At 62.8% G+C, this 12,759-nt stretch carries 13 protein-coding genes; 7 read left to right on the forward strand and 6 right to left on the reverse strand.

From position 1 onward, the window contains the following. Nucleotides 1–236: 236 nt before the first annotated feature. The gene (locus tag ACX80Q_RS12690) at nt 237–995 is read left to right on the forward strand and encodes a M50 family metallopeptidase (RefSeq protein ID WP_459330890.1); all 759 of its coding nucleotides are present in this window, start codon (nt 237–239) and stop codon (nt 993–995) included. Here ACX80Q_RS12690 and ACX80Q_RS12695 read toward each other — a convergent pair. Together ACX80Q_RS12695 and secA2 are read right to left on the reverse strand one after the other, a co-directional pair. Next, on the reverse strand, nt 992–1,552 hold the full coding sequence (locus tag ACX80Q_RS12695; protein WP_459330891.1) for a dihydrofolate reductase family protein: 561 nt from the start codon (nt 1,550–1,552) through the stop codon (nt 992–994). The genes ACX80Q_RS12690 and ACX80Q_RS12695 overlap by 4 nt on opposite strands. Before the next feature lie 72 nt (nt 1,553–1,624). Further along, nucleotides 1,625–4,066 (reverse strand): accessory Sec system translocase SecA2, encoded by a 2,442-nt coding sequence (gene secA2 / locus ACX80Q_RS12700; RefSeq protein ID WP_459330892.1) that lies wholly within the window; start codon nt 4,064–4,066, stop codon nt 1,625–1,627. A 235-nt stretch (nt 4,067–4,301) separates the two neighbouring features. On the opposite strand from secA2, the gene ACX80Q_RS12705 reads away from it, so the two are divergent. Next, the gene (locus ACX80Q_RS12705; protein ID WP_459330893.1) at nt 4,302–4,799 is read left to right on the forward strand and encodes a GtrA family protein; all 498 of its coding nucleotides are present in this window, start codon (nt 4,302–4,304) and stop codon (nt 4,797–4,799) included. 247 nt (nt 4,800–5,046) lie between these two features. Here ACX80Q_RS12705 and ACX80Q_RS12710 read toward each other — a convergent pair whose 3' ends face one another. Next, nucleotides 5,047–5,730, reverse strand: coding sequence for a tyrosine-protein phosphatase (locus ACX80Q_RS12710; protein WP_459330894.1), 684 nt, complete (start codon nt 5,728–5,730; stop codon nt 5,047–5,049). Continuing rightward, nucleotides 5,727–6,335, reverse strand: a complete 609-nt coding sequence (locus ACX80Q_RS12715) for a GNAT family N-acetyltransferase (protein ID WP_459330895.1) — start codon at nt 6,333–6,335, stop codon at nt 5,727–5,729. Before ACX80Q_RS12715 ends, ACX80Q_RS12710 begins: the two co-directional genes overlap by 4 nt. A 146-nt stretch (nt 6,336–6,481) precedes the next feature. On the opposite strand from ACX80Q_RS12715, the gene ACX80Q_RS12720 reads away from it, so the two are divergent. Beyond that, complete coding sequence (locus ACX80Q_RS12720) at nt 6,482–6,916, forward strand: VOC family protein (RefSeq protein WP_459330896.1); 435 nt, start codon at nt 6,482–6,484, stop codon at nt 6,914–6,916. A 75-nt stretch (nt 6,917–6,991) separates the two neighbouring features. Here the strand turns inward: ACX80Q_RS12720 and ACX80Q_RS12725 are convergent, their stop codons facing one another. Further along, nucleotides 6,992–8,374 (reverse strand): choice-of-anchor A family protein, encoded by a 1,383-nt coding sequence (locus ACX80Q_RS12725; protein ID WP_459330897.1) that lies wholly within the window; start codon nt 8,372–8,374, stop codon nt 6,992–6,994. Nucleotides 8,375–8,733: 359 nt separating this feature from the next. On the opposite strand from ACX80Q_RS12725, the gene ACX80Q_RS12730 reads away from it, so the two are divergent. From ACX80Q_RS12730 to ACX80Q_RS12740, 3 genes are all read left to right on the forward strand, one after another. Continuing rightward, the gene (locus ACX80Q_RS12730) at nt 8,734–9,690 is read left to right on the forward strand and encodes a 1,4-dihydroxy-2-naphthoyl-CoA synthase (protein WP_459330898.1); all 957 of its coding nucleotides are present in this window, start codon (nt 8,734–8,736) and stop codon (nt 9,688–9,690) included. 21 nt (nt 9,691–9,711) lie between these two features. Then, nucleotides 9,712–10,884, forward strand: a complete 1,173-nt coding sequence (locus ACX80Q_RS12735) for an AMP-binding protein (RefSeq protein WP_459330899.1) — start codon at nt 9,712–9,714, stop codon at nt 10,882–10,884. A gap of 96 nt (nt 10,885–10,980) precedes the next feature. Further along, entirely contained in the window at nt 10,981–11,859 is an 879-nt protein-coding gene (locus ACX80Q_RS12740) for a 1,4-dihydroxy-2-naphthoate polyprenyltransferase (RefSeq protein ID WP_459330900.1), read from the forward strand. 20 nt (nt 11,860–11,879) lie between these two features. Here ACX80Q_RS12740 and ACX80Q_RS12745 read toward each other — a convergent pair whose 3' ends face one another. Beyond that, entirely contained in the window at nt 11,880–12,203 is a 324-nt protein-coding gene (locus ACX80Q_RS12745; protein ID WP_459330901.1) for a DUF4229 domain-containing protein, read from the reverse strand. A 97-nt stretch (nt 12,204–12,300) separates the two neighbouring features. Here ACX80Q_RS12745 and ACX80Q_RS12750 point away from each other — a divergent pair, with 97 nt between their 5' ends. Continuing rightward, nucleotides 12,301–12,714, forward strand: coding sequence for a PLD nuclease N-terminal domain-containing protein (locus ACX80Q_RS12750; protein WP_459330902.1), 414 nt, complete (start codon nt 12,301–12,303; stop codon nt 12,712–12,714). Nucleotides 12,715–12,759: the final 45 nt, after the last annotated feature.

Raw genomic sequence — 12,759 nt, forward strand, 5'->3', positions numbered from 1 at the left:
CCTCGGCAACTCTTGAATGAGCGCGCCGGGAGCTGCACGGTGCCTCTCAGACGAGGGCGTGCATCGCTACGGCGCAGGTTATGCGGGGGCGAGCCAAGTCTTCAATGGATTTCCTCACAGAGGGGACAGAACAATCCCAGTGTTGCACGCGGTGGGGCAAGCCTGTCAACCCTGCGTTGGGCCGGCGGGCTGTTGGCAACAGCGAATCCACAGCCGGTTGGCATAGGCTTCCTTGAATGATTACTGAGCTCCAGCAACCCCTTGCCGCGATCGATTCATGGTGGCAGGCCGTGTTGTCTGGTTTTGTCCGCGCGGAAGCGCCAAGTGTTTCCGCCACCATATTGCTCAGCATTGTTGCCGCCGCAATTGTGCTCAGCATTCCGCGGGCGTCATGGCGCTGGTTTGGCCTCTACGTGACCTTTGTGCACGAATTGGGCCACGCCTTTGCCGCCCTCATGACGGGCCGCGTGGTGCACGGGCTCAAGATTGGCTTGGACCACTCAGGCCAGTTGGTCAGCAGCGGGCGGCGCGGTTTTAGTGCCACCTGGTCCGGCTTCTGGGGCTACCCGGCCCCTGCCGTGGTGGGGCTGGCCCTGGTGTGGTCGGTGTCTGCCGGCTGGGCAGGGGCCGCGGCCTCCATTGGCGCGTTGGTGCTGCTGCTGGCCTTGATGTTCCTGCGCAATTTCACCGGCATCATGGTGGCCCTGGTGAGCGCGGCGGTGGCCCAGTCGCTGGTCATGTTCGCCGATCCACAGACCGTCAGCTACGTGGTTCTGGGCTTGGGCATAGCCCTGGGCGTTGGCTCCGTGCGCGACTTCTTCAAGGTGGCTGCGGTGCACACCCGGCGCCGCAATCAGCTGGCCAGCTCCGACGCCTACATTTTGGCGCAGACAACGGGAGCGCCGTCGTTCATCTGGCTCAGCGGCTTTGCCGTGGTGATCTTTGGCTCGGCTGCTTGCTCGGCCTATCTTTTGTGGGGCTTGTTGGCGCGCTAGTTGCCCACCCGGTAGTGGAGATGGACGACGCCGTTGCCGAACCTGCGCTGTTCCAGCAGTTCCAGCGAGGTGCTGGCACCGTGGGGCAGCGCACGCTTGCCGCCACCCACCATGACCGGCGACATCAACAAGTGAACCTCATCCACCAAACCCGCTTTGAGGGCCTGGCCGGCGAGTTCGGCTCCGCCCACCGACAGATCCTCCGCTGCTTCCGCCTTCAAATTGCGGACCGCAGCCGCATCAAAGCTGCGCTCTAGTCTCGTGTTCACTGCCTTGGGTTCACTCAAGGTGGTTGAGTAAATGATCTTCTGGGCCTGATGCCAAATGGCGGCGTAGTCCTCCATTTCCGGGGGTAGTCCGTCCTGCCCGTAGAAGGTGTCCCACACCTTCATGACCTCGTAGAGGCGCCTGCCAAGCAGGTACGTGCCGACGGGCCGCTCCAGGTCGTTGACAAAGGCGTGGACCTCCGCGTCGGGTGTGCTCCAGTCAAAGTTGCCTGCGGCATCTGCAACGTAGCCGTCCAGAGATGTGATGGCGGTGTAGATGAGTTTGCCCACGGGCATGGCCTCCTGAGAAGAGTTACTGCACTGATAGTTCCCAGTATTCGCCCAGCCGCTCCGGGCGGGAAGCTATTTGCCCATTTTCTTCAACAGCCATTTCACGATCTGGTCGGTTTGGCTGCCAAAAGGGTTTTCATCAACAACGTAGGTCCAGGTGGTGGAGCCCCGCCGGATGCCCGCCGCCTCAAGGTCCACGCCGTCGCCGGTGATCTCCAGAGACTCCAGCGTGGCCACGGCCGTGTCATGGACCCCGTCAAAGAAGCCCTCGAAGGCCCTGATGGTTTCGCGCCGGAATTCATCCAGCGGGTTCTGTCGGCCCAGCGCCCGCAGGTGGATCGCTGCGCGTTGTTCCGAAAGCAACGCCAGGTGGTCGCTCCAGGCGGCGTCCAGTTCGAAGAGCATGATTGCCTGGCAGACGTTCTCCAACATTTCCTCGCCCAGGGCGCTGCGGAGTTCATCCAGGCAGCCCGCAATCAGGCTCGGAGCGTCGCCGTCTTGATCGTCGTCCGCGAGGTTGTCAAAAAGCGCCAGGGCTGCGGCGTCGTCGGCCAGGATCTTGCCGCGCTCGGACAGAACCACCCTGCGTTGGTAGGCAATCAGCTCGTTGTACTTCCACGAGTTTTCCTGCGTGGTGAACCGTTCCTGCTCAGCCAGGCGCTGGGCCCGGTCCAAAAGCTTCGACACACCCTCCCTGGTGACCAATCCGGCGTCGTCAGCTTCCTGAGACACAGAATCGCTGAGCTCCAGGCCGTGCGCTTCCTGCCCGTTGACGGCGGGATCCTCCATGCTGGAGAAGATCACGCTGGCACCGGGATCGCCCTGCCGCCCTGCCCGGCCGCGCAGTTGCGCATCGAGGCGGGGCGAATGGAAACGGCCCACAATGATGACCAGCAGCCCACCCAGGGCGGCAACGTCGCCGTGTTCCTGGGCGCTGGCGGCGGTCCCGCCCAGCAGGATATCGGTGCCGCGTCCGGCCATCTGCGTGGACACGGTGACCATGGCCCTGCGCCCGGCCTGTGCAATGATCTGCGCCTCCACACTGTCATTGCGGGCGTTCAGGACCTGGGCTTCAACGCCCCGCGCCGCCAAATCTGCTGCGAAGCGCTCCGAGGTGGCAACGTCATGGGTGCCGATCAACACTGGCTGGCCGGCCGCATGGGCTTGTATTGCGGCGCCGATGACAGCGGCATTGCGCTGGGCCGCCGTGGCGTAGATCTGCTCCGGCCGGTCATCCCGAATGCACGGCTTGTGGGCCGGAATGCGGCCCGCATCCAGCTCATAGTTGTTGCGCAAATACTCCGAAACCGCCACGGCTGTGCCGCTCATGCCCGTGACACTGGCGAAACTCTTGATCAAATCCCGCACCAGCAGCTGATCGAGGACCTCGCCCTGTTCGGTTTTGTGCAGCCCCTCTTTGGTTTCTACAGCCGCCTGCAAGCCGTCCGGCCACCGCTGCAGATGCGCCACCCGGCCACGCGAATCGGACACAATTTCCGCCATGCCGTCGCGCACAATGTAGTCAACGTCGCGTTGCAACAGCGCCTCCGCATGCAGCGCCACATTGATGGAGGAAAAGAGTGGAGTTCCTGCCGCCGAGTACAGTTCGACGCCGGGCCACCTCACCTCAACGCGGTTCAAGCCGGCGTCCGTCAGGGAGACATTGCGTCTGTCAGCTGCAACTGTGTAGTCAATCCCGGGACGCAGCGCACTGACAAAGCTCGCCACGTCAACGCTTTCCAGTTCCGCCCTGGCTCGGCCGGCCAAGACCAGCGGAACCGTGGCTTCATCCACCAGCACGGAATCAATCTCATCCACAATGCAGACATCGAACGGTTGCAGGATTGACTGCCCGGGTTCCGTGCACGTCCGGTCCCGCAGCACGTCAAAACCAAGCTCGTTGACGGAGACGTACACAACGTCTGCCAGGTAGGCCGTCCTGCGCGCGGCCGGCTCCATGGCCGATGTCACAGCCTGGGCGTCAACACCCAAAAGGCCAAAGAACGGACCCATCCACGCTGCATCGCGGTGGGCAAGGTAGTCGTTGACAGTGAGGACGTGGACGCGGTTGCCCCGCACGGCGTGGGCGCCGGCTACCAGGGCCCCCACCAAGGTTTTTCCCTCGCCGGTGTCCATCTCCACAACAGTCCCGCGCATCATGTTGGCGGCGGCCAGCAGCTGCGTGTCGAAGAGGGTCATCCCCAGCGATTCCTGCACCAAGACGCGTGCACAGAACAGAAAGTCTTCCACCTCCGGATCGCTCCATTGGGTGGCAATTTCCGGGGAGGAATCCCTCAGTGCGGCAAGGACTTCCTGCGCCTCTGCAACGCTGACCGCGGAAGGTTGCCCGTGCGGCGCGGGCATGGTGGCGCGCTCAACGGCACGGGCCACCAGCTGATCCAGCCCGGCGGTGTCCATCACTCCCGGGGTGTTTAGGAGCCAGTTCTTGAACCGGCTTCCCAACTGCGGCCGCTTCTTGACTGCCAGCTGTTTCCCGGATGCTTCCTTGTTCATTCGCATTGCCATATCAACCCATGGTTGTCGGTGGTCTTGCTTCTTGCGGCCAGTCCCTGCGAGTGCCGAATCTACAGTCACGTCATAATTCGAGCAAGTGCGGCCTGATTGCGCACATTCCAAAGCTCGGCCTGGTTTTTTGCGCTACCGTAAGCATAGATTAGCGCCCTGCGCCGTTCCCTCTTCAAATGTTATCGATAACTTCAGGCGGTTCCGCCCGCAGGAAAGGCCCCCTTTGCGCGTCATCGACAAGATCATGAACCTAGCGGCTTTGCTGTGGCGGGAGGCCCTGAAATTCGGTGCCGTGGGCGGACTGGGCTGGTTCATAGACAACGGAATCTACACCATGCTGTGGCGCGGCCCCATGTCCGATGGCACCATCAAGGCCCGCGTGGTTTCCACCATCGTGGCCACCCTGTTCGCCTGGTTTGCCAACCGCTATTGGACATTCCGGCACCGCCGTTCTGAGCGAGTGTGGAAGGAATTCGCCTTGTTCCTGGTCATGAACGGGCTGGGCCTTGGCATCGTGCTGGCCTGTCAGGTCATTTCGCGCTACGTTTTGGGCTTAACCTCATTCACGGCCGACTTCATTGCCGGCGGGGTGATTGGCCTGGTCCTGGGCACCATCTTCAGGTTCCTGGCCTACCGGTACTTCGTGTTCACCGAAGAGCTCCGCGATCTGCCGACCTCATCCCGCGCCCGGTCACTGGTCAGTGCGGGATCAGCCAACTAGAAATCAGCAAGCGAGCCACGGGTCCTCGCCGGTCAACGCAATCCTCAACCTCAACCAGAAAGCCGGCCCAAGCGAAGAACAAGTGTCTCCTTATTCTTATTTGAGATCAAGAATCGTAGGAAGGAGCTCGCAACTACTCGACTCAACGGCTAACCCTGAGGGAATTGCCAGCCCACACCGCCGCAGCCATGGCGGGCGTGGGCGGCAACGGAAGTGCTTGACGAGGTTGATCGACTCAATCGCAGCCTCAGCGGCTCCGCGCAATAACGGCGTCGAGCTCGGCAGCGCTGAGACCGTTGGCCAGCAGGAATGCGCGCACATCCATACCGCCAACAAATTCCGCCACGGCCTCACCCCGGCCGTGCACCACCTCCGCCAGCTCAGCCTGTTCCAAGTGCCGTTCGTAGGGATGCTTAACGGGCGCCACCAAATGCCATTCGTTGATGCCGCGGGCCGCAAGCTCGTCCTCACGCGCCGCCCGATCCGCCTGACCAAGCAGGGCCAGCAGCAAGGTGGCGATCAACCCGGTCCGGTCCCGCCCAGCCGAACAATGAATCACCACAGCGCCCTGCGCAGCCGCCAGCTCCTTGAAGACGGCCGCCACCTGATGCGGAAAGAGGCGCAGAATGTCGGCGTAGAGCCGGGGGTGGTTCATGTACGGGTGGAACAGCTCTTGATACGCCGGATCTGCAGGGTCCTCGGTAGGTGAATGTACGACGGCGAATCTCGCCATGGCCGCCCCGCTCACCTCCGGGTCGCTAGGCCTGCGCTGGCGCTCCCCGGGATTTCGGAGATCGATGACTGTGCGGACGCCGTCGCTGTAGAGCTGTTCCCAGCCATGCTCGGTGAGCCATTCACTGCGGCCCATCCGGTAGATGTCCCCCGTGAGGCGCCGGGCATTGACGGCACCTTCCCAATGCGGTGCCGTCACTGCTTCTTCGACAATCGGTGGTCAAGGCCATTGCGCACCTGTGGCCACTCGGCAGCAAGGATGGAGAAGACAACGGTGTCGCGCAAGGAGCCGTCGGGCATGCGTCGATGGGCCCGCAATACGCCGTCCTGCTTGGCCCCGAGCCGGGCGATTGCTGCACGCGATTGCATATTCATCCAGTGCGTATGGAATTCCACCGCCGCGCAGCCCAACGCTTCAAAGGCGTGGGCCAGTAACAGCCGCTTACTGTCGGGGTTGGTGCCGGTGCCTTGCACGCTGGCGGCGTTCCACGTTGCCCCAATGGCGAGCCTCGGCACCGACAGATCTATGGCGTAGTAACTGGTGAGGCCAATGATTTGGCCAGGCTCCCCGGTCGCGGCGTCTATCTTTCTTGCGGTGAAGGACAGCTCGTTTCCGGCTTGCTGCGCGGCCAGACGTTGTTGAATCTCAGCTTTCATGGCCTCCGGCCGAGGAACCGAGGTGTACCAAAGGTTCCAGAGCTCGCCGTCTGACGCCGCAGCCACCAGGCCGTCATGGTGTTCCATGCTCAACGGCTCTAGGGTGACATATTTTCCGTGCAAGGTTACGGGCGCAATTGCTGTCATGAGAAAACCCTAGCCGGAGCCCGCGAATTCGGCGCACCATTCGGGCTGAATCCGGCGCAGCTCTGATAGCTGCGCCGGATTGGGCATGAACCGTACGTAGAAGTTGAAGGCTGGACGCCGGCCCCGCCGCGGAGCAGACTTTCCTCATGGCCTACTCACTGCAAATAGTTGTCGATTGCCGCAATCCCCATGTGCTTGCCGACTGGTGGGCTGAGACCATGGGCTGGCAGGTGGAACCGTCAGATCCGGACTTCATCCGCTCCATGGTGGAGAAAGGCTTTGCCACGGCGGAGCAAACCCTCACCCATAACGGCATCCTGGTTTGGGCCATCGGCGCGGCTATCACAGCAGGAGCTGACGCAAGCTCGGGTCAACCACGGATCCTGTTCCAGCGCAGCGAACAGAACAAAGCTGGCAAGAATCGCGTGCACTGGGATGTGCGGCTCGACGGCGACGACAGGGACTCACTCCGATCCCGCCTTGAAAGCCGGGGCGCCACATTCCTCTGGGAAGCGGGGCAAGGCCCGCACTTCTGGTTCGCCATGGCTGATCCAGAAGGCAACGAATTCTGCATCAGCTAGCGACTCCGTAGACGGCAATGGCCGCTGAGCCGTGGTTTCCCACAGCCTAACGGCCATTGTGTTTGCCTGGGGCCGCTAGTGCCTGCGGCGCACTGAAGTCACCGAGAAAACGCCCAAGCCCAGCAGCATCAAGGCCGCGCCACCAAACAGCATGGCACCGTTGGTGTTTGCGCCAGTGGCAGCCAGGCCATTGCCGGCGGGAGTCGCCGCGGTGACGCTGACTGCCGGCGTCGCCGGAGCAGTAGTCGCGGGAACCGTCGTGGCGGGAACCGTCGTCGCCGGAATAGTCGTCGCCGGCGCAGTCGTGGCCGGAGCCGCGGAGGTGGTGACCGGCGCAGCAGACGTAGGGACCGGATCACCGGGGACCTTGCAACCGAACAGCTCATGCCCACTCAACGGGTAGGCGTGCATTTCGCTGCCGTTGCCGCGGTGCGTCAGGTCACCGGCAACTAAGATTCGGCCGTTCGTGCCGGGCGCGGAGATATCGGTGACGCCACCGGGCGTCGCGACTAAAATGGTGCCGGGCACTTGAGCCTGCCCTCCGATAGTCACGTTGGAGGCAGTCTCGAAGTTCCACACAAGATTGGCGGCAATGGCACCAAAGGCGGATTCGGCTGGCGGGTTGGCGTTGGTGTTCAGGGGCGAGCCGGCGCCATCAAGCAGGGAGTTGAAGAACAGTCCGGCTGCCGGGGCGCCGGTCACGTTGACCACCGCTCGGGCACCAGCGGGAATACCCTTCAACTGCAATGAAACGTTGCTGGCCTGGGTGCCGAGCGCACCTCCGTTGACAGTGAAGACCTGCGGCGAGGACACGCCGTCGCCCTGCAACACCGTAGACCACGCGTTGGTGACAACCGTGCCAGTGTCCGCCAGCGCGGAGAACTGCGCGGAGCTTGCCGTCAAAGCCGCCGCCACGCCGGTGTGCTCGGAAACGGCTCCCGCATCGGGAACGGTCAGGGCACCGCCGTTGGTCACCAATTTTCCAGTGGGGGCATTGTTTGCGCCCTTGATGCGGACGGCCCCACCTTCGGCAGTGCGGAATCCGACGTCGATGGTGGTGCCGTTGCTGCTCACATTGCCGCCCACCAGCAGCATCTCAGCTCCGGGCGTGGGAACGGTCTGCGACCCAACACCCACCTCGCCAACGTTGTAGCGGCTCTGCTGTGTCTTGCTGAAATCGGCGTTGCCCATGACAACAATCCGGCCTTCAGCCTCGGCCGCCGATTCCTTCACGGCGAAGTTGCCGCCCACAAAAATGTTGGTGTTGTTGTCAAAGCCGGCCACGGCGCCGTTGCCCAGCCCCGGCATCAATTCGGCGCAGGAAAAGCTGCCCTCCGCATTGGCCGTGGGAACCATGGCCAGAAATCCGCCCAGGGTTAGCGCCCCGGCAAGGCTCGACGCCGTCAGGACGCCTATGCGGCGGGAAGCTCGGCCCGCTGGTGGTGTACTAAGTTTCAAAGAAATTACCTAACCCTCATGTCTTGACAGTTTCGCCACCCCCAATGGACGTTGGGCAACAGATACCAAGCTATAAGGCACGCCGCCAACTGACCAATTGGCCAACGGCGGGCAAGTGTGGCCAAGTTTCTGCGCTGAAATTGATCCAAATGGACAGGGCAAGGCAGGACGTCGCAATGATTGCTCTTGAACTTTTAAGGCGCCCCGCATTGCTCAGCGATCAAAGAGGTGGGCTTGCGAGCTGGCAGGTCCCCGGGTGTGGTGAAAGTGAAAACGAAAATGTTCCAAGACCGTTTTCGTCACATTGACGCAACACTGTGAGCGGGGCAACACGCCACCTGCCAGCTAAGATCGTTAGGGTGAGCAGCGTGCAGAATCTTCCTGACCAGGTATCCGACATCTTCGACCCCACCCGCTGGCGCGTGGTGGAGGGCTTCGACTTCACCGACATGACGTACCACCGCCAGGTGGAACGAAATGCAGCAGGGGAAATAGTCAGGGACCTGCCCACAGTGCGCATCGCCTTCAACCGCCCCGAGGTCCGCAACGCCTTCCGCCCGGGCACGGTGGATGAGCTGTACCGCGCCATGGACCACGCCCGTATGACCCCGGATGTGGCCACCGTGCTGCTGACGGGCAACGGCCCCTCCCCCAAGGACGGCGGCCATTCCTTCTGCTCCGGCGGCGACCAGCGCATCCGTGGCCGCGACGGCTACAAGTATGCAGATGGCGAAACCAAGGAAACCATCGACCCCGCCCGCGCCGGCCGCCTCCACATCCTGGAGGTCCAGCGCCTCATGCGCACCATGCCCAAGGTGGTCATCGCCGTGGTCAACGGATGGGCGGCCGGCGGCGGACACTCACTCCACGTGGTCTCCGATTTGACCATCGCCTCCCGCGAACACGGCAAGTTCAAGCAGACCGACGCCACCGTGGGATCCTTCGACGCCGGCTACGGCTCGGCCCTGCTGGCCCGCCAGATCGGCCAGAAATCAGCCCGCGAAATCTTCTTCCTGGCCCGCGAGTACTCCGCCGATGACATGGTCCGCATGGGCGCCGTCAACGAGGCCGTGGCCCACGAGGATCTGGAAAAGACAGCGCTGGAATACGCCGCGGACATTGCCCGCCAGTCCCCGCAGGCTATCCGCATGCTCAAGTTTGCCTTCAACCTGGCCGACGACGGCCTGGCAGGCCAACAGGTCTTTGCTGGCGAAGCCACCCGCCTGGCCTACATGACGGATGAAGCGGTGGAGGGCAAGGAAGCGTTCCTGGAAAAGCGCGACCCCGACTGGTCCTCCTTCCCGTACTACTTCTAATCCCCCTATATAGAGGTACTCATGAACATTGAACCCCTGCTCAAGGCACTCTCCGAAGCCCTCGCCGGCGAAAGTCCCGCAGTTCAGATCGCCCCCGACGGCAGCTTCACCCTCATCCCGCAAAGCGAGCTGGGATTGCCGGCCGGCAGCGAGACGGAGATTGCCGCCGTCGTGCTTACCTCCGGGAGTACCGGCACGCCCAAGCGCACGCTGCTGAGCGTTGATGCGCTGGCGGCGTCGTCCGTGGGTACGGCGCTGGCGCTGCGCGGCGAGGGTCAATGGCTGTTGGCGCTGCCGCTGAACTATGTGGCGGGCCTGCAGGTTGTGGTGCGCAGCCTGTTCGCCGGAACGCGCCCCTGGGCCATGGATTTGAGCGGCGGTTTCACCCCCGAGGCGTTCACCGAGGCGGCGCTGGAACTCACGGACAAGATGCGTTTCACCTCGCTGGTCCCCACCCAGCTCAGCCGTCTGCTCACCAACCCGAGCGCCGAAACGCTTACCGTGCTGCGCCGTTTCAACGCCATCCTGTTGGGCGGCGGCCCCATCAACCCCGTGCTGCTTGAGGCCGCGCGCGGTGCCGGGCTGAACGTTGTCACCACTTATGGCATGAGCGAGACGTGCGGCGGTTGCGTGTACGACGGCGTCCCGCTCGACGGCGTGCAACTCACCATCCGCTCCGGCTTGGTGGTGCTCGGCGGACCGGTTGTGGCCTCCGGCTACCTGGACAACGCCGCTCTGACCAGCGCGTCCTTCTTCGAGGAAGAGCACGACGGCGAACTGGTGCGTTGGTATTCCACCGGGGACTTGGGCGAATTGGACAGCGAGGGACGGTTGCGTGTGCTGGGTCGCGTGGATGATGTGATCATCACCGGCGGCCTGAAGGTTTCTGCCGGCACGGTCACTGACGGGCTGCACAAGGTGCAAGGTGTTCGCGAGGCGTTCGTAGCCCCTGTTCCTTCGGCGGAGTGGGGCCAGGCGGTGGCGGCCATGGTGGTTGGCTCATGCTCGTTGGCTGAACTTTTGGCGGGTGCTGCGGGAGTCATGGAACCCCATCTGGTCCCCAAGACTGTGGTGTTTGTCTCCGAACTGCCGCTGCTGGCCACGGGAAAGCCCGACAGGACAGCGATTCTGGCGGCATTGACGGACGCTTCACTGGCGCCCAACGCGGAAAACGGGACAACTGCCCGCACATAATTGCCGCCCAGGCGGCAGAATTAGCTAGGAAGGCCCAAGTTTCGGGTCCGCCTAGTACCTTTTTAACTTTTCTTGATGCATCTAAGGAGTAACACCGTGGCCACTGTGGGGCAATGGATAGCTGGGGCTCGATTGCGGACTCTTCCCATGGCAGTGGCACCGGTCATCATCGGTACGGCCGCAGCCTTCGACATGGGTGCGTTGCACTGGGGGCGGGCCGTGCTGGCCGCCTTGGTGGCGTTGTTGTTGCAAATTGGCGTGAACTACGCCAACGACTACTCCGACGGCATTCGCGGCACTGACGAGGTCCGGGTTGGCCCGTTGCGCCTAGTGGGCAGCGGGGTGGCGAAGCCGCAGCACGTCAAAATGGCAGCCTTCGGGGCTCTTGGCCTGGCCATGCTGGCCGGGCTGGCATTGGTGATCATGTCCCAGGCCTGGTGGCTGCTGCTGGTGGGCGCCGGCGCGATTCTGGCCGCGTGGGGCTATACGGGTGGCAAGAATCCCTATGGCTACATGGGTTTGGGCGACGTCTTCGTGTTTGTCTTCTTCGGCCCCGTGGCCACATTGGGAACCACCTTCACCCAGGCCGGGGCGGTGAGCACGGCGGCAGTGTTAGGTTCCATCTCAACGGGACTGATCGCCGTCGCACTTCTGATGGCCAACAATGTCCGGGACATTCCCACGGACACGGAGGTTGGCAAGCGCACCCTGGCGGTGCGGTTGGGCGACAGGAATGCCAGGCTCAGCTACGTGGTGATGCTGGCGCTGTCCGTGGTGCTGATGCTGTTCCTGGCCCCGGCCAAGCCGTGGATCCTGATGGTGCTGCTACTGATCCCGTTCATGCTGATGCCCAGCTGGCTCATGCTCAAGGGCAAGAAGCGCAAGAGCCTGATCCCGGTGCTGCAGCAGACGGGGCTCATCAACCTTGGCTTCAGCGTGCTTTTCGCCGCGGCCATGGTGCTCAGCGCACTCTAGCGTTCTAGCGTTCTAGCGTTTTAGGCCTGTTCGGGTTCGCGGCCGGGCTTGCGGTCGGCGTCAACCCAGATGTCCGGGTTCTCATCAACCAGCGCGTCCTCGGCGTCGGCATCTGCCATGGCGCCGGAGGACTGGGTGGTGGTGGCGTTGGGGGCAAACCTGTCGGCGATGACCGAGGTGGCGCCGTCGCGCTGCTTGCGCAGGAAGAAGAAGCTGACAATAAAAGCGCAGAGGGCGGCAACAAGGGCCGATGTCAGGTCGCTCAGATGCAGCCCCAGGTAGGCGATCAAGAAGAATGCCAGGAACAGGACTGCACGGATCAAGGTGTATTTGAAGAAAGCCACCGGCCAAGTTTAGCCGTTGATTCTGAGTGCCGCCCCGGAGCTGTTCCTCAGCGCTTTCCCTTGTGCCGCGGGCTGGTTCTCAACGCTAGAATGAAATATGCGTTATCTCCCAGTCATCTTCGGTGTTGTCCTTTTTATCTACGGGCTCATTGACTGCATCCGTAGTGAATCCGCCCATGTGCGGAGCATTCCCAAGACTGCCTGGATAGTTGTCATCGTGCTTCTGAACGTCATTGGCGTGGGCCTGTGGTTCTGGTTGGGCCGCCCCCGCTACGCTTCCGGTGCCGTACAGCGCGCGGGTGGCCGGTCCGCCGGTAGTCGTGGCCCCTACTCGGCCGGCAATACGGGCCGTTCCACCGCTCCCGACGACGATCCCGAGTTCCTGCGCAACCTGGCCGTGAACCGGGCGCAGAAGCTGGAAGCCGAGAAGCTGCGCAAGCTCAAGGCCGAGCTGGATGCCCGCGAGGCCAAGCTCCGCGAAGAGCACCCGAACGACGAAACCAAAAAGTAGCCTTAGAAGTAGCCCGCAGAAAACGGCGCAAAATGGTCGGAATCG

The sequence above is a fragment of the Arthrobacter sp. HLT1-20 genome (genome assembly GCF_054510895.1).